Source organism: Peribacillus sp. S4 (assembly GCF_046715815.1).
Taxonomy (GTDB): domain Bacteria; phylum Bacillota; class Bacilli; order Bacillales; family DSM-1321; genus Peribacillus; species Peribacillus frigoritolerans.
Genome location: NZ_CP175708.1, coordinates 3,854,210 through 3,875,434 on the forward strand (window position 1 = coordinate 3,854,210; position 21,225 = coordinate 3,875,434).

12 protein-coding genes are annotated in these 21,225 nt (G+C 35.0%); 3 read left to right on the top strand and 9 right to left on the bottom strand.

What is annotated here, in order from left to right:
- Positions 1-13 precede the first annotated feature (13 nt).
- Both ACJ9PY_RS18310 and ACJ9PY_RS18315 read right to left on the bottom strand, forming a co-directional pair.
- The gene (locus ACJ9PY_RS18310; protein WP_411738700.1) at positions 14-853 is read right to left on the bottom strand and encodes an SGNH/GDSL hydrolase family protein; all 840 of its coding nucleotides are present in this window, start codon (positions 851-853) and stop codon (positions 14-16) included.
- Between the two features lie 1,867 nt (positions 854-2,720).
- Positions 2,721-4,565, bottom strand: coding sequence for a hypothetical protein (locus tag ACJ9PY_RS18315; RefSeq protein WP_411738701.1), 1,845 nt, complete (start codon positions 4,563-4,565; stop codon positions 2,721-2,723).
- 1,137 nt (positions 4,566-5,702) lie between these two features.
- Here ACJ9PY_RS18315 and ACJ9PY_RS18320 point away from each other — a divergent pair.
- Complete coding sequence (locus ACJ9PY_RS18320; RefSeq protein ID WP_048681418.1) at positions 5,703-5,894, top strand: hypothetical protein; 192 nt, start codon at positions 5,703-5,705, stop codon at positions 5,892-5,894.
- 469 nt (positions 5,895-6,363) lie between these two features.
- On the opposite strand, the gene ACJ9PY_RS18325 is transcribed toward ACJ9PY_RS18320, so the two are convergent.
- Genes ACJ9PY_RS18325 through ACJ9PY_RS18335 form a run of 3 tightly spaced genes read right to left on the bottom strand, consistent with a single transcriptional unit; the run spans position 6,364 to position 11,068 of the window.
- A complete protein-coding gene (locus ACJ9PY_RS18325) occupies positions 6,364-8,292 on the bottom strand; it encodes a fructose-specific PTS transporter subunit EIIC (RefSeq protein ID WP_411738702.1) in 1,929 nt (642 codons plus the stop codon).
- 14 nt (positions 8,293-8,306) lie between these two features.
- Complete coding sequence (locus ACJ9PY_RS18330; protein WP_411738703.1) at positions 8,307-9,185, bottom strand: ketose-bisphosphate aldolase; 879 nt, start codon at positions 9,183-9,185, stop codon at positions 8,307-8,309.
- A gap of 17 nt (positions 9,186-9,202) precedes the next feature.
- The gene (locus ACJ9PY_RS18335; protein WP_411738704.1) at positions 9,203-11,068 is read right to left on the bottom strand and encodes a BglG family transcription antiterminator; all 1,866 of its coding nucleotides are present in this window, start codon (positions 11,066-11,068) and stop codon (positions 9,203-9,205) included.
- 603 nt (positions 11,069-11,671) lie between these two features.
- Here ACJ9PY_RS18335 and ACJ9PY_RS18340 point away from each other — a divergent pair.
- Positions 11,672-12,874: a hypothetical protein gene (locus ACJ9PY_RS18340; protein ID WP_411738705.1), complete on the top strand. Its 1,203-nt coding sequence runs from the start codon at positions 11,672-11,674 to the stop codon at positions 12,872-12,874.
- 94 nt (positions 12,875-12,968) lie between these two features.
- Here ACJ9PY_RS18340 and ACJ9PY_RS18345 read toward each other — a convergent pair whose 3' ends face one another.
- The 3 genes from ACJ9PY_RS18345 to galU form a co-directional block, all read right to left on the bottom strand.
- Positions 12,969-15,935: a CDP-glycerol glycerophosphotransferase family protein gene (locus ACJ9PY_RS18345; RefSeq protein WP_411738706.1), complete on the bottom strand. Its 2,967-nt coding sequence runs from the start codon at positions 15,933-15,935 to the stop codon at positions 12,969-12,971.
- Between the two features lie 149 nt (positions 15,936-16,084).
- The gene (locus ACJ9PY_RS18350; protein ID WP_034308732.1) at positions 16,085-16,681 is read right to left on the bottom strand and encodes a serine O-acetyltransferase; all 597 of its coding nucleotides are present in this window, start codon (positions 16,679-16,681) and stop codon (positions 16,085-16,087) included.
- A 142-nt stretch (positions 16,682-16,823) separates the two neighbouring features.
- Positions 16,824-17,708, bottom strand: coding sequence for a UTP--glucose-1-phosphate uridylyltransferase GalU (gene galU / locus ACJ9PY_RS18355; protein WP_411738708.1), 885 nt, complete (start codon positions 17,706-17,708; stop codon positions 16,824-16,826).
- Between the two features lie 832 nt (positions 17,709-18,540).
- Between galU and ACJ9PY_RS18360 the strand changes: the two genes are divergently transcribed.
- The gene (locus ACJ9PY_RS18360; protein WP_411740296.1) at positions 18,541-18,921 is read left to right on the top strand and encodes a helix-turn-helix domain-containing protein; all 381 of its coding nucleotides are present in this window, start codon (positions 18,541-18,543) and stop codon (positions 18,919-18,921) included.
- Positions 18,922-19,210: 289 nt separating this feature from the next.
- Here ACJ9PY_RS18360 and ACJ9PY_RS18365 read toward each other — a convergent pair whose 3' ends face one another.
- Positions 19,211-21,094 (bottom strand): S8 family serine peptidase, encoded by a 1,884-nt coding sequence (locus tag ACJ9PY_RS18365; protein WP_411738709.1) that lies wholly within the window; start codon positions 21,092-21,094, stop codon positions 19,211-19,213.
- Positions 21,095-21,225: the final 131 nt, after the last annotated feature.

Genomic DNA, 21,225 nt, shown 5'->3' on the forward strand with positions numbered 1-21,225 from the left:
CATATTTGTGACACTAATCCCCCTTTAAATATTCGTACAACACATCGAACCATATGTAATGCCCTTGATCATTGGGATGGAGATTATCATTTGTTAATATATCAGCCAATCTCATATTATCTTCTTTTAGTTTTTTTTCAATCCCATTCATGCTATTAATATAAGTCCATTTATTTTTTTTAATAACCCTTTCAGAAGCTTTTATATAATCCAAATAATTTAAATCTAAGCTATTCTCTGTTTTACTATTAGCCACTGGATTCGGTGATATGATTAGAATCTTTGCATTCGGTAGCTCTTTTTGCAACTTTGACATAATGTTTTTTAAATCTTTTTCCGTCTGTTCCACACTAATCGATTGATATTGATTGTTAATCAGGGGGTTTTCAAAAATAATCAGATCAGGATTATCATTAATGACCGCATCAATTTTATTACCTTCTAACAAATCTTTTGTAGAATACCCCTCTTGGCCATGATTGATAAAACCTAATTTTTCTAATTCATCCCTTTCAGAACGTAGACTCTTCTCTAAGCGTCCTGCCCAACTATTAGAAGAATTACTAGCACCGGTTCCTGTAGTACCATTACTTCCCACTAGGGATACAATAACCTTATCTTGTGTAAGCGACTTATAATGTAGGTAATCTATTAGTGACTGCTGTTTATTATTTTCTGGTTTTAAACTCTGTATTAAAGCTTCCCTCTTTTCTTTTTCCTTTTCTTTTAATCTTTCTTCAGCTTTTTTCCCCTCTATACCTGCTGCCTGACTCATGTTTTTCCAATGAAGATGACCAAAAACCAATACTACTAAACAAATTCCAGCAATGAAAAATAAACCATATTTCTTCATCTTTACCTCCAATTTTTGAACTTTATGGACTGACATAGAAGTCTTAAATAGAATGTGCTAACAAGTACTATTACTATTATCTAACATTAATATTTTTTACTATTTCTGTTCGTTATCTCTTATTAATTATAACTATTGTAAATGCAGCAATAAAGGATAATTTTCCATTTTTTTCCGACATCGCTCGACTTTGATAATCAACTAATCTCATTAATATTCCTATATTCAGAATCAAAAAAATCGAGTATTTCTGCTGGATACTCCAACCAATCACTTAACCAAATTCATACTTCTAGAACTCTCCATCCGAATTATAATTAAAGGTGACCATCTAATCATCATGAATGTGATAGGTTTAACTAAAATACTCTCAGGTATCTATGTTTTAATAAAATCATCTAGTTGTTCAGAATTTAGTTTAACTACCATAGGTTTCTTCCTACTATTTAGAGAATCATATTCTTCCTTCTCCATTACAGTCACTGTATATCTACCATCTTTAATCTCTCATTTCCCCATATAATATACTTTTATAAATGGTAAATAAAAGGTACTTAATAAAAATTCCACATTAAAGATATGAACTCTTACATTTCTCCCTAACATCCGACATTTTACCATAAAGAGCTTGGCGGAAATAAACAGTATATTGCGTAATTAGCTGTCATGTTTCTATTTTCCGCTCTTATTGTCCCCCTTTGCTGGACAGGATTTAGAAACAAAAGGAAGATGTTTTGTTTTGCCTTTTTGGCTGTAACGATTGGATCGTTTGGATATATGATGAGCGTTTTCCTTCTATGTGCAATGCGAGTTGTCCAATGGATTGGCTGGGGATATGCGACCACCGCACCAGGTAACGATTGCCTACGATCTTATCCCAGCAAAGCGCCGTGGTGAGGGAATGGGATACCTCACTATATCGAGAAATTTGGTGATGGCTTTAATTTGGACTTTTCCTAGAAGATGTTTTAACGTTTCAACAATTGTTATTTTGCGGTGTATTAAGTATAGTGGCTTGGATCATGACTTCGACTATTTTTATAAGATAGTAGATAACCTTCTGCTCCCGCTAAAACAAATAGGTTTGATGCTTTTTTTTGATGTTCGCTGGCAAAATCTATGATCAAAGAGGACATTAAGCCGTCTTCATTCCTTCTACCCTTTTCAAGAAGCGGCGATGTTACTGCTAGTATGGTAGTTAAACTAAATTTTATTATAAGATTTCCAGATAACGGAGAGTTTTTTTTGTTTAACCTATCACATTCATGAAGATATAACGGTTACCTTTAACTATAATTCAGATAGTAGATTTCTTGACGTATTGAATTTGGTAATGTGATTGGAACTTTGAATAATCCAGCAGTAATGCTGGATTATTTTGAGCAAAAATAATCTTAATGAGATTTAGTACGTATCAAAGTCGAGTGATGTATAAGATAAAACAGCACCTACGAAACCAATTATACATACAGTCGGTGACAATACAACAAAGTAACTGGCAAAGCAGAGGCAAGCTCTACATTACAAAGTGGGCAGCATTTTGCTTGGTAAAGTAAAGTCCAATATCTCAGGAAGTTCACCGTTACGATGACGAAAAAAAAGGCCGGAAAAGTCCACCTGATCATACCATTTAATAGCAGCTTCTATATCAGTTACAGATAAACTAATTGAGTTATGGGTATCATTTGTACCCCCTAAAAAGAAATTACCCCTTACAGATGAATGACAAACAATCATTTAAAGGGGCGAGAGGATTTTTCATGTTTGAGTTTGTTTTTAAATGTTCTCTTTTTTCTTGAGTTAATATATATCAGAACCGGGAATCGGTGTTAGTGAAGTAGTGTTAACGAGCAGTTTGTTCCGACTATTACACGAACGCAGTCAATATTTGTGTTCCAGTCGTATCAATTGTACGTTTGTATTTTTTTCCGTCTGTCGCAGTCAAAATATCCATAATTTCTGTAGTCCCTACATCGATCATGTCATAGGCGGTAAATCTCGTTACACCTTTTATTGTGTTGTCACGGTTTAAAGTTGTGCTGAATTTCATTTTACTGCTATAAACCGTAATATTTCCGACATTGACGATTCCTGAATTTGCGTACTGGATTCCGTATTCCGCTTTTGACATATCGCAATCTCTAAAAATTACGTCACTTATATTTTGTAGAGAAAGTCTGCCGTTATTATTACCTGTTCTTACATCGTTATAAGAGATGGAATTAAGAATAAGTTTCCCTACGTTACGTAACGATAATTCGTCGTATCTATTGCCTAGTTTTGTTTTTTCAATGTTTATCTCGTCTATTCTTTCATAGGTTGTTAAATAGTCAATTTGCTGAATAGATGGACTATCCAGACCATATGGTTCACTATTTATCACATTTAGCCTGTTTATCCTGTCGTAGGTGTGACATCTAAATCCTTTGCACCGATTGAATTCAACTAACTCATAGTGCCCTATCTTCCCTAAAGCCCCGCTATCCACTTTCACTCTAGGGTAAAACCAAATTTTAGGGCAATCATTAAAAATGATGTTACCTATTTTATATTTCGCAGGTGCATAAACCTGATATCTTTCCCTTACTTCTACCCACTCTGTCATTGCGCAACGATTGAATGTGTAATTAGCATATCGAGAATCTTCAACAACATCTAAGGAGTTTTTATGTCCAATAACTTCACTTGAAGGTACTGTGCAGTTATTCATTTCGATATTTCCTGAAATTGCAAATCCGAATATAACAGAATCATTCACTTTTAAATTATACGTATTTCCATGTACTCCTAAACCTACATTCCAAACTTCAGCTTTGAGTGTTGAGTTGTTTATCGTAATATTATATAAAACTTCACGCCCACCTGTGGTTAGACCATGTTGTCCACTATTAGTTGTAATATAATTGCAAGTTATATTCGTAGAACTTTCCAAACACACACCGTACCCATCATAACTTTTACCTTCATCTTCGGCGTGACCAGTCGTAATATAATTAAGTACACTATCGACACAACGGTATATATCAATATTAATTTTAAAATTATCGGTTTTCACGTTAGATATCTTGCAACCAACACCATACTCAATCCTCAACCCGTAAAGAGTGTTATCAAGTACGTTTGTATTCCGTAACATACCAATGTTTTTAACTTGAACTTTAATCGGATTATATATTTTCACTGTTATAGAATCAGCTGCCATATCGAATGGGAACACAAGGTTAAAATATACCGTATTCCCTGTTATCTTTGTAACAATTGCATTTCCGCCTTTATAGTAGTAAGTTCGTGAATTATTATATAATTCAGTGGAAATCACGTTAATTAAATCACCAACCACGATATTGGTTACATCATTTAATATTAAAGAATTTTTACTCTTAGTTTCCACATAGTTATCTGTAACGGTTTTTGTAGTTTTAAGTGTCCCTTTAAAAATAAATCCATCCTGACCGGAAACGTCAATCGTAGAATGGCTAAAGTCAATTTCAACATCTTTGTCAATAATTACTGGATTCTGGAATTTATAATACCCTTTAGGAAAAATGATTTTATCCCCATCTTGTAATCTTGTATTTATCAAGGTGATGGCGTTATCACTGTAATCAAGTCCTAATTTATTTGCTCCAAATTGGACGGGGTTATATTGCGCAATATGTTCCATAGATTCTGAGCGTTCCCTACCTAATTCTTGATTTATTTTCTCACTCAAAATAAACCCTACTTTCATACTTAGTTATCAATAAACTATGCTAGTAATAAAGAAGGGGAGTGGACAATTTTCCTAATAAGTGAAAATTAAAATAAAAAGAGGACTGATCTTATCAGCCCTCAATATCTAATAATAGAATGATCTTGGTAATTTGCTGCTTATCGTACATCATCTAGCCATTTCTTAATTGCCTAGTCTAATAGATTCTTTACTGCGGTGGCTGGATTTCCAGCCACAACTGTATATGGAGGCATGCTTTTTGAAACCACAGCACTAGCATCAATGACACAACCCTCTCCTATTTCTACTCCGGGTAAAACCTTCTGAGACAATTAAACCATTAATAAACACAATTTTGGTCGCGCGTTCTTATTAAGAATAAAATCCTATTAATGTCGAGTGTTTTAGGGAGTGTGATAATCTGGTTCTAGAGAGAATTATAAACAAGTAAGATTATAGGCTTTTTAATATATCGGATAAGTGAATGCTAGGTGTCTATTTTGATGACTGGTTTGATCGGTAACAACATGACCATAAAAAACCAAACAAGCATTAGGTGGAGCTTTGTCTAAAACAGTCTTGTGTTTTTCTATATTGCCAGTATCGTGGTCGATTATACAATATCGAGATAGCTCAGAAGTTGGTAGGGGGCATTTGATTAAACTTACTGTAACCGCCAATGTCCAAAATCAAGTGCTTTCTCGTCACCTTTAATGTCCTTTTACTATTACTTCCGTAAGGGTAAACAAGTATATCACCATCAAAGCTTAAACCGTTAAGTATCCTCTTTGATGTCCCAATCTTCGTACTCTAAATCTGATAAATTGGTTAAATTCCCAAGATAAGCATGTGTCCAACCTTATTAAATGGCAGCAGTCTCTGTGGGGATTTCAATAGTGGCTTACCTATGGATTTTAAGAAGAATGAAGTAATTACACATTAAAGGACACCTTTATGGATGTTCTTTTTTCCTGAAAACAGAAGTGTTTGTAGAACAGTTTATCGCATTAGCATCAGTATATTTTTTAACCCCATGTAAACTATGTTATGGTTTTATTTGTTTTAAGTAATGTTATTGTATTCCTTGTTTCCTTCTCTCTTTTTCGTTGTATGATAGAAAAAAAAGGAGTTTTGGGAATGATTATTCTGCAGTATATTGGAAAAGTTTTTTCATTCATGCATAAGGATATACCGGAAACTCATGTTAAATGCCATGTTTGTGCAGGTACAGGTGCCTACGATATTTATACAGATTGTCTTACCTGTAATGCAAAGGGATTGATCAGTAAAGTTGAGTATAATAGGAGGCTTGAAGAGGGTGAGATTTAATGAATTTCATGAAGTCGATATATGTAATCAAAGAAGCAATATTGGCTATTGCTTCTTTTTTTATGTCCAAAAAGGTGCCGTTTGCCCCTCGCCTAAAAGGATATTTTAATTATCAAGGGAGATACTAATACATGTTTTATATTCTGCTAAATCTTAATAGTTCCAAAAAGACTTTCCATCGACGCATTATCCAAACAGTTTTCCTTGCTGGTCATGGATTGCTTAGCCCAAGTTCCTTCACTTTGTTTTGAAATAGCGGAAGGGTGTATGGGAAGCCTTGGTCAAAATGCAAGATTGCACTCGGGTGAACTCGTGATTCAGAGCCAGCCTTAGCTTATTTAATTACATAAACGATATTCATATCTAATGAAAGAATCCCTTGGGAATTTTCAAGGGATTCTTTCATTAGTTTTGTGCAAAGACTCTTCCTTAGCTTGTACAGTACCAATGTCATTTTCACTCGTATAAATTATACTGCTTTAATTTCAATTGCTACTGTTTTATTTCCTGACTCCTTACTAGTATTATCTTGTATTCTGTAAACAGGTTTTTTTAATACTCCAATTATACAAGCTGTAATAATTGAACCAATTAAAATACATACAATGTATAACAAAGGACTGTTTGCAGCGATAGGAATTACAAAGATTCCGCCATGAGGAGCCTGTAAAGAAATTCCTAATGCCATACAAATCCCTCCCCCAATTGCTGAACCAACAATATTTGCTGGAATTATTCTTAATGGATCACTTGCAGCAAACGGAATGGCTGCCTCAGTAATAAAAGATGCCCCCATAATATAAGCGGCTTTTCCTGCGTTGCGTTCTTCAAGTGAGAATTTATTTTTAAATAGTGTTGTTGCTAATGCAATCCCTAATGGAGGGACCATCCCTCCAACCATTAGTGCAGCAGATGGTTCGTAAATATGATTTGCAAACATAGCTAAGCCAAATGCTGATGCTGTTTTATTGATAGGGCCGCCCATATCAGATGCCATCATTCCTGCCAAAAGCGCTCCTAATAAAACTGCATTCGAACCAGTTAAACCATTTAACCAACCTTGTAACGACTCATTAATCCACGCCATCGGATTATTTATTACAAAGTGCATAATAAAGGCTGTTACAAACGTAGCCAATAAAGGAAGTATAAGTACCGGTGAAAGACTTTGTAATGAATCTGGAATGCCCTTTAATAATTTTTTCAATCCTAAGATTGTATAGCCAGCAATAAAACCGGCAATCATACCACCTAAAAATCCTGAACCACCAAGTGTTGCCATCATACCACCAATCATACCTGGTGCTAAACCTGGACGATCTGCAATACTATACGCAATATATCCTGCTAGTACTGGAACCATTAGTGCAAAGGCTGCACTGCCACCTGCTGTACCTAGAAAAGCAGCGAATGCATTATATTCTGAACTAGTCGGGTCTGAAGCATGAATGCCAAACATAAAGGAGATTGCGATTAATATACCGCCAGCAACAACAAATGGAATCATAAAAGATACCCCATTCATTATATGGCTGTATATTTTAGGTTGTTTTAATCGTGTTTTTTCTTTTGCTTCCTTTAACTTATTGTTCCCCTGATTTAAAACCGTACCTTTTCCAGAAATAGCATCTTCAATTAAATCCTTAGCATGATGTATCCCATTTTTAACAGACGTTTTAATGACCTTACAATCACCGAAGACATCCATGTCCACTTTAACATCTGCAGCAACAATTATGCCATCTGCTTCATCAATATCTTCTTGAGTTAATCTGTTCTGTATTCCCGTCGATCCATTGGTTTGAACTTTTATTTGAACGCCAAGCTCCTCAGCTGCATTTTTTAATGCTTCTGCAGCCATAAATGTATGTGCTATTCCAGTAGGGCATCCAGTTACCCCGACCAATTTCTTACCAAAATACTTCTTATCATTCGCATCTACTTGTACCATTTTTTCTTCAGCATTAGCAAATAGCTGGACAACTTCATGACTATCTTTGGCAAGAATGAGCTTAGCTCTAAAGGTTTCATCCATTAGAAAAGTGGAGATTTTAGATAAAGTCTTTAAGTGCTCAGTTGAAGAATCCTTGCTGGCTGCTATCATGAAAAATAAATTGCATTTCTCAGAACTATACTTAATTCCACTTAAAGATCTTCCCATAATAATAGCGGGCGATTTAACTCCAGCAGATTTTGCATGTGGAATAGCAATACCAAACCCCACTTCTGTTGGAACCTGATCTTCTCGTGCCCAGATATCCTGTTTAAATTGTTCAAGATCATGTAAGTGGCCGTTTGTATTTAATTTTTCTGCAAGCTCATTAATTAAGTCCTCTTTCGTTTCAGCAACTAAATCTAATATTATGTTTTCTGGCCTTAGGACACTAGAAGTTATCATATTTATCCCTCCTCTTAAATTTCTCCTAATTTATAGAGTGATGCTTTTCCAGTTGAACCAAATAGATCCATTTTCTTCTTTACTAATTCAATAGCTGCCTTGGTTGCTTCAGGCATTAATATATCTGGTTCGTAAGCATTTGGATTTTCATCAAGCGTAGCTCTTAATTGGTTATAAAACGCTCTCTTCATATCTGTTGATAAATTGATTTTGGCAATACCATGTTTCACTGCTTGTCTTATTTCTTCATCTGGGTTGTCTGATCCACCGTGGAGAACTAAAGGAATGTTTACTTTTTCATGAATCTTCTTTAATCGATCAATTTTAATAGAGTGATCTTTCGTTTCTGGGTATAAGCCATGTGAAGTTCCTACAGCAACAGCAAGCGTATCAATTCCTGTTGTTTCAACAAAGATGGCCGCTTCATCGGGATTCGTATATAAAATCTCATCTGCTCCGCCTTCTGAACTACCCTCATTACTTCCAATAGTACCTAGTTCCCCCTCTACAGACACACCTACCATATGAGCAAGTTCTACTGCTTTTTTTGTTAATGCCATATTTTCTTCAAATGGTAAATGTGACGCATCCATCATTACTGACGTATAGCCATTTCTAATAGATCGAGTAATATCTTCGATTGTTGCCCCGTGGTCTAAATGAATAACAAAAGGAACTTTAGACTTTGACGCAGCTTCTCGTACATAGGCCACAAATTCATCAGTCACCAAATTTAATTCATTCGGGTGAATTTGAAGTATGGCAGGAGATTTTTGCTCCTCTGCAGCACTTATTACAACTTTGACAAATTCGCTATTTGCTACATTAAATGATCCAACTGCAAATTTATTCTCATAAGCTACTAAAAGTAAATCTTTCATATTCATTAACATTTCTATTCCTCCTAATATTATTTGGAAGACCAAACTTCCAAAAACTCATCATAATTGGTTACATTTAATAATTTTTCTGTCATGTTTGTTTGCTTAAACACATCATGAATCTCTTCAAAAAACTTTGTATTATTTACCTTTTGATTTTTTGGAGGGATAAATAGAAAGATAATTTGAGCCATTTTATCTCCCCACAAAATTTTTTGTTTATTTATTGCTACTAACACTCGTAATTTTTTGTTATTTCCACAATCAAATGGATGAGGCATGGCCACTAAGTTACCAATATTAGTACTCGACATCTTTTCTCTCTCATTAATGCTTGTAAACAGATGTTGAATATCTCCAAACTGCGTAAGGGTTTTTAATAAATCTAGTTGATTCTCTTCATCTAAGAAATAAATATCATTCGGAGATAAATAGTACTTTAGTAAGCCACGATTTAATTGACTAGAAATAGTCTTCATATCTTCATTTGTAATCATTTCACTAACACGAATACAATTTTTCAAATTTTTGTGTTGCTCCTCAAGGATTACACTAGTAGTTACTATAGTTTCTATCTCTTCAGGAATTAAATGGATTTCATGATTTGCAAATAAACCATCAATTTTAATATTTGGGAAGTATAAATTTATTTTTCTTTCTATTAGCTTACCTACTAACGGATTTTTCCCATAAATAATTGCAATTCTTTTCCTTGTTTCTTGGGAATTTTCAATAATATTCATAATATGAAGTGTCAAGTAACCGATTTCATTTTCTGGTATCTTTATATTTAAGCAAAATTGTAATTCTTTCGCTAAAACCACTGCAATATTATAAGCATTCATATATTCCGTCTTAATTTGAGAAATAAATGGATTCTCTAAAGGAAAGTAATATTTTAATGGATATAATGACTTTGTAATATGTACCAATAGGCGATTAAATAACTTTTCATTCTTTCGACTTGAAAAGCCATATCGATCTCCAACATTTTTTATAACCGCTTTTACTTTTTCCTCTATTTCATCTGGGTGTTCATGCACAGTTACTTCATTTTCCTTTGGTAATATTTGCAAAGAAATTAAAAGGTAGCATAAATACTGATATTCATATTCGTCAAACGGTACATTCATTTCCTTAGCTAAACGACTAAGGATTAACTTTGCTATTTTTAATTCTTCAAAGCACGTATTATCTAACCTCATGTCTTTTTCAGCAATTTTTTGATGAAGGCCTACTCGTTTTAAACTAATCATTATGTTCACACATATTGCGAATAGTTCTTCAGAGCTTAGTAACAAATTATACTTAGTGACTTCTTCTTCAATACAAGAATATACTAAATGAATGGAGGACTGACTAAACCAATCACCAAAATAGTATTGCAGCGCTTCATCAAGCGACATTCTCTTTAAACAATTTGTTGTTACTAATTTTTTTAGTAATAGTCGTTTTTCTACTTCACTTCCCTTAAGCCTTACTCCTTGGAAGATAATTGCTTCAACCTCAATGTTCCATTTTTCGGCTTGGATTATTTGAAATAATCTTTGTACGTCTTTCCTAATTGTTTGAGTAGAAAAATAAAGTTTTTTTGCCAGATCATCATAAGTTATAAAACCAGTTTCAGATAAAAGTGTTTTTATAATATGAAAAGCTCGCTCTTCGTAATCATCTTCATTTTGCTGAATATTTGATAAATCCCCAACTAATTTATATCCTTTTTGAGTACTACCAGTAATTATTACTTTATCTAAAAATGTTTCATTTATTTCCCTAATGTCATTTCTAATTGTTCTTGTCGTTACATTAAATAGATTAGCAAGTTCGCTTCCACTTACAAAGTCATCGTTAGATTGTTCTAAATATTCCAATAACTTAGTGTAACGTTTTTTCATTAGTATTTCCTCCTCACACTTATATTAATGTAAGCGTTTCACTTTCACCAAGCCTATACATTTTCCTAATAGTTAGGAAGTGTTTAATACTAGGATGATGTTATAATAGACCAACGAAGGAAAGATGGTCGAAGAACTCTATCCAATTTGGAAATAAAACGATACCGTATACACTCACGAGAAGCCAACGTCTCAAAACTTTATATATTTCTGTTGATTAGCATGGCGTGTCTGTCATATCTCCTTCTAATATAGAAAAAATTTTTACATAAAAAAGCTGGTTGGACCGTAAAACACCTATTGGATTCCAATGATATTCAATTTACTATATCCTGATCGCTTTCTGCCATGGCAACTCAATACACACAAAAAGAGTTCTTCTCTAATGAGGAAAAATGAATTCACGTGGTTTACATATAGAAAGAGATGAATTACGCCTAACTTCAGCGTCATAAGAAATTTTCGTAAGGATCGTAAAGCTGGTGTAAGCAAATTACTCAATAAATTTTATTCCATTAGTGAAAGCCAATAAACCATACCTCTCCAAGACTGCATGATGCAAGGAATTTCCGGTGCAAACCCAAAGAATGAAGGTTGAAAAAATTGAAGAAAATATCAGTCATCTTAGTTATTATTGTAGGCTCCGTAATGCTGTTCAAATTATGGAATCCTTTTTCACCTCCCACCCCGGATAGGTCTTCAGGAAAGACAATCGAGCAATCTACAATTCAGAAACCTTTTACGGAGGAGATATTGCACCTTTTGCAAAAAGATTATAAAACAATCCCAGTATCAATCCCACACGGAAGTGATGCAAGTAACCAGATTCAAAAAGCATTGAACACTGCAAGAGATTCGGATACACCTATTAAAGTAATATTGCCTAAAGGAAAATACACACTGAAAAAATCATTACACATTTATAGTAATACATGGCTTAAAACCCCAACTAAAACAATTCTGCAAAAAGCTGACTCAAATAATGACATTATGTTGTTGAATGGAGATTTTAAAGCTACCTACCATGGTTATAATGGAAATTCCAACATTATTATAGATGGCGGGATTTGGGACGCCGGGGGAGCGGATATAAAACTACGAACTCCTTCTGTGTTTGGTTTTGCCCATGGTCATAATATCCTTATCCGGGATACCGTGTTAAAGAACATAGTAGGTGGCCATGCAATAGATTTAGCAGGTAATAAAAATGTTCTCATACGAAATAGTAAGTTTTTAGGATCTCGTTCGAGTAATGATGATTACACAGAAGCCATTCAGATTGATGGGATGATATCTGATAAAGCATTTCGACGATTTGGGAGTGTAGACTTTACTGTAACTAAAAACGTTAGGATAGAACATAACTATTTTGGGAATTCGCACGTAAGAAATATGAATCCGTGGGGGGTTGGCGTAGGCAGTCATTCAGCGTCCCACAATAGACCATACACAAACATTCAAATTATAGACAATACCTTTGAAAAAATGACATATGCAGCTATACGGGGACATAATTGGAAAGACATTCTTATAAAAGAAAATCAATTCATAGAATGTGCACAAGGAATTCAGATTGATAGTCTAGGTAACTATTACTATTCGAAGAATGGAAAGGATAAAAGCTCAAAAGGGGCATTAGTGATTGCTAAGTTTGAAATACACAATAATGAATTCGTAGATACATTAGGTTCCCCAATAGTTCTTTATGGGAAAACTATAGAATTTAGAAAGAATGTGAATGCTTCTTCAAATTCCTTTATTAAATCACCCTCAAAATCATTAGAAACAAATACTGCAGCTGATTAGCCGATGCCTAATCCATAGATAAAAGCCCCTAGTTCAACTCCTAGGGGCTTTTATTTTTACCGTTAAAATTTAAAACTAACGGCATTTCAAGTTTTCACCTTAATATATTTAACATGCTCATGCCAATCCGGCCAACAATTGGATTTTGCTTGTACTTTCTCCAAACATATTTAAGAAGGTAACTTCTTTTCAAGACTTTTAGAATTCCATCCGATTTAACAAGTGATTTTTCACGTTCACTGATATACTTATAAATCCTTGAGCTGTTATCGTGATCAACATGTTTAAAATAATTGTTTCTAATTGAACTGAATTCTTCTTTTTCTTTAAACCCATTGTTTATATAAACTCTTAATTTATCAACTAACTCTGAAGAGTTATAAGCAACCTCTCCAAAAACATCATTTCTTAAATCCATGTAGCTACCCTGATTCTCTATATACTTATCCAAATCAAAATGAAAGAATAGAACGGGTTTCTTTTGATAATATGTCTCCCAAGCTACGCTAGAGTAATCTGTAATCAATAAACTTGAGCGCATAATTAAATCATTAATTTTTGCCTCGCCAAATTGTATAACATTAATATGCTCATGAGAACTAGTGAAATTTGCAACGTACGGCATAAATTTTGGATGGACATAGAAGTTTAATGTGATATCATTTTCCTTTAATAATTGGGAGAGCTTTTCTGATTGTATTAAACTGTTATATTCATGATAATAATCAGATAAAACAAATTTATCATCCTCTACCTCTTCAAGCCAATTTCTCCATGTAGGCATTAAGAAAATCTCTTTTTTTGTATTTTGAAGCGATTTATCCTCTAATGCATCCCATCTTGACAGGCCTGTAACAATGACGTTTTCTTCATTGTATCCAAAATAGCTTTTTACGATTTCTTTTTCAAAATCAGAGGATACTACAAATAGGTCTGCACCGTTGGATGAATTTGCTTTAAATGTATTATCGACTCTTTTCAAACCTAGTACTCCATGTTGTAAAAACACATATTTCTTCTCATTTAAAAATTCCCGGATAGCTCCTTGGGAAACCCTCCATGCATACCCGTGACCTTTTGTCTCCGAAGATACAATTAGCTTTGATCCAAGTAATAGGAGGAGGTGTTTGACACTCATAAAATAAACGATGCGCTTTTTATAGGGGGCTAAATTTTTTTCATCTGCTGATCCCTTTTTAATCACATAGTATATCTTTTTATTATAATGATTTTCATAACAATATTTGAAGAAATAGAAACTATTATCTTGAGCCGTTTCGGAATATTTTTCATGAATAAGCCAAATTGGCTTCCATGCAAAGTACCAACCCAAAAGAATGTATAGGAAATAGGCCATATACTCATTAATCTTATGCTTGAAAGACTCAAATTCACCTATTTGTCGATAGGTTAAACTCAGACAATCATTCATAGTAATATAGGGATAAATCATATATTCATCCGGGGTATTTATCGTATATCGAAACATACCATGTTTCAATTTTTTACTAATTAAATAATTATCATTGTTAAGACGTACATGGCGTTTATCACCATTACCTAGAGTAATTGTAATGAAAAAATCCCAATAAAATTGCTCTAATTCTAACTGACTAATATTTAATTCTGCTTTGACCTTTCTACTATTCTTGTCCTGTGACACCTCTTTAGCACATGGGACCTCAATTACCTGGCTCTTATCCTGTCGTAACCTTAGTGTTACATGGTCTACTACAAAATCATTTGTTTCTTTTACATGAATAGAGGCAGTAAGTTGTAGTAATCCTTCCTTATTCATAGATACTTCATGAAGTTTTGTTTTTGCAGGATACTTTGAATTCATATACTGTTCTTCAGTACAAAAATATAATGAGAACTCGTTATCTTTTGTCAGATATGGTGATATACCTACGGCTTCATTTAGCATTAAATACCCTGCACGCTTATCTTTCTCTGACAAAGGCATAACGTTGTAGTTTCCTATCCGTCTGTTTACTTTCACGTGATCATGGGAGAGTTCCATATACAAATCCCAACGGCTTATAACAGCAATCTTTTCTTTCAACTGTGAAGCCGGAATGATGATTTGTTCTTTCCCCCCGGATACGGTCCTTTTTACATCAAGTGTTATTATTTCAGGCTCTTGTCTTTTCTTTAGATAAAATTCAACCTTATTTGCATGCTTCAATTCTTTTGACGATATATCAAATGTTATATATCCATCCTCAACCCTTAGATTTTCTGCATCCACTTGCCCTTTAATATGTTGAATAATCGTGGACATTTGTTTTACTTGTTTTCTTACAAGAAACTTCATTTCATCATCTTGGTATTTCACTTGAACATTTATACCATAGCGTTCTAGTATATGGCCTTTGGTCATTTGTAAATATAAGTTCCATTTTCCTTTTAGTGAAACCGAATGAAGGTCTTTTTTACTGACTATAAGAGTTTTTCCATCAGTATCTATATTCATGGGAAGAACAAAAACACTGTCCCCGCTTTTCATAACAAGTCTCGTATCGTTTATGTTATTATTTAAAGTCTCAGAAAAGTTGAGGAATACTTTTGTATCTGTTTCTTTTACACTCAATACTTGTTTAGAAAGACGTATAACATTATAACTAATGTCTTCCAGTTGCAGCATATTAGCGCTGTGGATAGATAAACCATTTTTTTCTGTTAGATAAGGAATAAAAGCCTGTGTTCCATTATTAATAATGGGCTTTAAATAGCGTATTAATTCAGATGCTGCACGTGCAGCATATAGGCCTATTCTCTTCTTACGAACATCTTTATTGCTTTCAACTTCAGCAAAGAAGTCCCAACGTCCCTTGTCTAACCCTTCAAGTTCCTTTAAAGGAATTATAATTATGTGCTCCTTTAATAACGCTTTACGCTTGTAAGATACAATTCTTTTCTTATTACTATACCGACTTTGAATTTGAAGTTGAAATGTATCTATTTTATCTAAAATTTCTTTAGCAAAAGTAATTTGTAGATTTACCCCATCCCAGGTGACATTATTAAATGCCAGTTCATTTTCTTTTCTCTCACGCATTTTGATACTCCTACTCCTCCTTATTTTCCCCATAGCCATACACTTATTATCTTTTGTAAGATTAGCTCTAATTGTAAAGGGAAGCACTGATGTTGATTGAATTTTCTGATTTGATTAACATTGGCTCATATGAAGAGACAGCAAAAATTTTATTTTTTATTCATGTATTTCTTTTTCACTTTGTCATATGCTTTTAAAACTTGAGTTTCTGTATTTCTAGAAATTATTTTAGCTGGAATACCTACAACGGTGACATTATCAGGTACGTCTTTGGTTACTACTGAATTAGCACCAATTGCAACATTGTTGCCGATTTTGATACCCCCAAATATCTTGGCGCCAGGTCCTATGTACACATTATTTCCGATTTTAGGAACCTGACCTTTATGAGCTCCAATGTTAACTCCAGAATGAATTTCACAATTCTTACCGATTCGAGCCTTCTTATTAACAATTACAGAACCACTGTGAGGTATCTTTAACCCTGGACCGAAGGACACTGGATGTATTGATATCCCTAGCATAGATCCTACCTTTTTAAGTTTTCTCAATGACCTGTTATATCTCCACATGGAAAATGAACTGTTTAATTTCTTAGTCTTTAAATACTCTGATTTCCTAAGCAGACGTTGGAAATAAAGTTCTGGATGCATTACTTTATAGCTGTACTTCCACTTTTTCAACTTTCTTGCTACTAAATCAGATTCTAGATAAATGTTATAATCGTCGCGATTCTTAATTGCCAAAATGCTCTCTCCTTGATGATAGGTTACTGTTTCACTTTACTCTTTACGTTTTTTCTCTAATTCCCACACGAAGAAAAAGCCAGTAGTAACTAGCCTGATACCTCTAGAAAGTCTCCGTGCGGACAGAGAAATATAAATTAAATTAGTTAACCTGTAACAGCTCTTCTTTTTCTAAAACGCCTTTTATATATCCAAGAAGTTCTTTCTTTAACTCTTCATTTTGCAATGCAAATTCTATGGTAGTTTGAATAAATCCTAATTTCTCTCCAACATCATATCTTGTACCTTCGAAATCGTAAGCGAAAACACTTTGGATTTGGTTTAATTGTTGTATTGCATCGGTTAACTGGATTTCTCCACCAGCTCCAACCTCTTGTTGTTCTAATAACATGAAGATTTCAGGTGTTAATATATATCGTCCCATGATTGCTAAGTTAGATGGTGCTGTACCTGGAGAAGGCTTTTCTACAAAGTTAAGAACTTGGTAACAATTACCTTCTTTCATTAGAGGGTCAACAATTCCATAACGATGTGTCTGATTTTCAGGTACTGTTTGTACACCAATTACAGATGAAGAAGTTCTTTCATACTCATTTATGAGTTGTTCCAAACAAGGTGTTTCAGCCTGGACAATGTCATCTCCTAGTAGGACTGCAAATGGTTCATTTCCAATAAATTTACGAGCACACCATACTGCATGACCAAGACCACGTGGTTCTTTTTGTCTTATATAATGAATATTTACCTTGGAAGACGCTTGTACCTTTTCAAGCAAGTCATTTTTCCCTTTTTCTAAAAGATTCTGTTCCAATTCGACAGCGTAATCAAAATGATCTTCTATAGACCGCTTTCCTTTACCAGTTACAATAATGATATCTTCAATTCCAGATGCTATTGCCTCTTCCACTACATATTGAATGGTAGGCTTATCTACAATTGGCAACATCTCTTTTGGAATGGCTTTGGTTGCAGGTAAAAATCTTGTTCCGAGACCTGCAGCTGGAATAATAGCTTTTTTAACTCTCATCTTTTGGTTCTCCCTCTCTTGTCTATAAGTAAAATCGTAATGTTTTTTTATCTTTTGCTTGGAAAAGAACCATATGTTGTTCAACCGTTATATAAACTCGAATATGGTTGTATATGAATCTTGTTTTAGATTTCAAAATATCCTCAGTATTTTATACAAGAGTTTTTTCTAAAAAAATGGAAAAATATCTCGAATTTGAGATAGGTAACTCAACTTTTCATTAGTTTCAGTGTTTATTTATTCGTACTTCAAGGCATCTTAAAGTAGCTCGAACAACTGCTCCAATGAACAGCAAAATCGAGTTCGTTTACTTCGTCACAAATGTTACCCTATAGCTAGAGCCTTGATAAAGTTCTGTAGAGTTTAAGTTTTCAATGTGAGAAATTTGAGTAGATAATATAAACGGCAAAATTTTTAGAGTATTTAACTATCATGATAATGCGATTTTTTACCGTTCCTTATTAAGCATCATCAGCCTCTAGTACGATGTACTTATTGTTACAACTTTATAAAAAAACAAGGGTCTTTTTAAACATAAAATATATTTTAACACACTTTTTACAATTAGTAACATTGTTTTAATAATTGGACATAAATGTGATTTTAATTCCCTTGGAATATGAGTGAAAATATGATTATTATTAATTGCATGTGTGCACTTTACATTAAAGCAAGGATTAGCCCGTTTATCTTCCAATGATTCAAGCATTTCTCCGTGATATTATATAGGGAATATAGACCAAGCGTTTAAGCCTACCACATATCATACTTAGCTCCTTATAAAATTTGTTAGTTTAACAAATGATAAGTCTAAGGAGTGATACATTTGAAAGTGGAAGGTGTATATACTTATTTATGTGAAAGTTGTTCAACACTATTTGGCGTAGTATCTCGTTTTTCTGTAATGGAAGATAGAATTGATACGCTGACGTGTCCCAAGTGTTCTAAGAAAGTAGCAGTTTGCGTGGGAGAAGGGCATATAAATTACGCAAATCATGAAAGAAGGGAAGAAATAATAACGAACGAAACGGATGAGACTTCACAACTGCCAGAATTATTAACTGTAGAGCATTTGGCAGCTTATTTAAATGTTAGTGAAAGAACAGCTGATGAATACATGGGAAATCCCGATTTTCCTTTGATTCGTTTAAAAAGGTCCAAAAGGGTTTTCAGGGATGACTTTTTAGCCTGGTTACAATCAAAGAAAGAATAAATGGTTTGGAATTTGTATAGCTAATATAATATTTTTAAAAGCAGAGGTGCTACGTAATGGCAGCACCTTATTTGTATTTTTCTTTTTAAATGATGATGGCAATTTAGATGAGATCTGATTTATTGAATTTCTGCGAAGCTGGAACGTCACCTTCATTACATTCATTTTCCTCGACTGCTTATCTTGTTTTGGCTATCGCTTATTTTTTGCCCAAAACGGTTTCGTTTCCCCCCTTCAAAACAAGAACAGCCCCCAATCAGATTATTGGGGGCTAATTCCTGTTTTTCTATCACTTTTTAACTGTTACTTTTCTTGATTCGCTTACGTTTTTCGCTTTGTCTTTGGCATGAATATATAGGTTCTTTCCGGCTTTTTGCTTAGGGATTCTAACCGAGAATGTACCTTTGGTCGTTGCTGTTGCAGAGCCGATCACTTTTTTTGATGCTCTGATGTACACTGTGGAGTTGGCTTCTGCCTTTCCGGTTACTATGGTCGTTTTTGTCGTGACTGTGTTGACCGTCGGTTTACTTGGTGCTGTTTTGTCTGCGACGGTCACGGTTTTGATCGAGCTTATATTGCCTGCTTTATCGGTTGCTGTAACGGATAGGACTTTTCCGGCTTTTTGTTTTTTTGATATCGTTACGGTGAAATTCCCTGCGCTGTTGGAATTTGCTTTGCCTAGAACCGTTTTGCCGGTTTTGACGGTGACGGAAGAGCTAGCTTCCGCTTTGCCGGTTACTTTTACAGTATTGTCACCTACCGTATTTACGGACGGTCTTGCAGGAGCCGTTTTATCTGCCACTTTAAATGAAACGGGTATACTTTTATTTCCCGTTTTATCGATGAGCCTAGTAGAGATGGTCATGCCGGCTGTTTGTTTTGCGATGGTCGCTGTAAACGTTTTTTCGCCGTTGATTTTCACTGTGGCGAGTTGTTTTTTATCGGTATAAATGGAGACTGTCCCCGTTTTGAAATCAGCCGGGATTTTCCCATTGATCTTGGTGTCCTTATCGGATATCGCAGTCACGGACGGTTTGGTCAGCGTCTTCATTTCCAATGCTTTTTTGGCATTGACCCGCCCGTTTCCATAGTAAATGTCTTTCCCTTTTGTACCTAGGTCCACGGCTGAATCATAGAGACGGTATTCAACCTCCGTTTTGTTGAGCTTGGGCTCGTGGGACCAAATCAATGCCGCTACACCCGCCACCATTGGCGTCGCCATCGATGTTCCGCTCATCCAGCCGTATTTACCATTTGGCAAGGTTGAAAGGATGTCATCTCCAGGGGCCGCAATATCGACTGTTGAATGGTAGTTGGAATAACTGGGACGCTTGTCACTTGAGTTAGTGGCAGCAACGGAAATGACGTGGCTGAATGCAGCTGGGTACACACGCTGTACATTTTTGCCCATATCCCCTTCATTCCCGGCAGCCGCGACGATCAGTACGCCTTTTTTATAGGCTTCCTGGACGGCCTTGTTCAAGGACTCCGAATAACTGGTGTCGCCTAAACTCATATTGATGATATTTGCCTTTTGCTGAACGGCATAATGTATCGCGTCAATGATATCGGCCGTATCGGCATACTCTCCATCAAAGACGTTGATCGGCATTAGTTTAACGTTCGGGGCAACACCCGTTCCGCCTATGCCGTTGTTCGCAGAACCGGCAATGATGCCAGCGATATGCGTTCCATGCGCCCCTTTTGGGACGATATGCTTCCGATTCCGTATCGTATCATATGCATTGACGATCCTCCCTTTTAAATCTTCGTGGTTGCGATCGATGCCGTCGTCAATGATGGCCACGATCAGTTCCTTCGATCCCATTGATTTTGTCCACGCTGCACCCGTACCAAGCTTTTTATGGTGCCACTGGTCTATGTAGGCTGGATCGTTCGGACTTTCCATCTTCTTGAACAGATAGTTTGGTTCTGCATATTCCACATCCTTCTGTTCTTCAAGTTCCTCGATCAGGTTATCGGTTGATTCCCCTTTAGGAACCTCCACCTTTTCTATCAACTCGTTGATCGGCTCATCGCTCGTCTCTTTATACTTAACGATGACACCATCAGATTGCGGCGTCTCTTCCGCAGATGCAGCATCTGGCTGGTAGATTGGCAGAATCATAAATAGTAATAATACCGGCAATATGGCCTGAATAAGCTTGTGCATACAATCACTCCAAAAAATATGATTAAGAATAGCTATCGATGAGGTTAGATCATGAACCAATTCTACTATTATTCCTAACTAGATTGTATACCGTCCGATTCGGTTTTACTAACCTTTTTATCTAGTTGAAT

What these genes read in the sequence shown, in the direction of transcription:
- ACJ9PY_RS18310 (WP_411738700.1), bottom strand. Translation starts at nt 853, where the DNA reads ATGAAGAAATATGGTTTATTTTTCATTGCTGGAATTTGTTTAGTAGTA.
- ACJ9PY_RS18320 (WP_048681418.1), top strand. Translation starts at nt 5,703, where the DNA reads ATGATTATTCTGCAGTATATTGGAAAAGTTTTTTCATTCATGCATAAG.
- ACJ9PY_RS18325 (WP_411738702.1), bottom strand. Translation starts at nt 8,292, where the DNA reads ATGATAACTTCTAGTGTCCTAAGGCCAGAAAACATAATATTAGATTTA.
- ACJ9PY_RS18330 (WP_411738703.1), bottom strand. Translation starts at nt 9,185, where the DNA reads ATGTTAATGAATATGAAAGATTTACTTTTAGTAGCTTATGAGAATAAA.
- ACJ9PY_RS18335 (WP_411738704.1), bottom strand. Translation starts at nt 11,068, where the DNA reads ATGAAAAAACGTTACACTAAGTTATTGGAATATTTAGAACAATCTAAC.
- ACJ9PY_RS18345 (WP_411738706.1), bottom strand. Translation starts at nt 15,935, where the DNA reads ATGCGTGAGAGAAAAGAAAATGAACTGGCATTTAATAATGTCACCTGG.
- galU (WP_411738708.1), bottom strand. Translation starts at nt 17,708, where the DNA reads ATGAGAGTTAAAAAAGCTATTATTCCAGCTGCAGGTCTCGGAACAAGA.
- ACJ9PY_RS18365 (WP_411738709.1), bottom strand. Translation starts at nt 21,094, where the DNA reads ATGCACAAGCTTATTCAGGCCATATTGCCGGTATTATTACTATTTATG.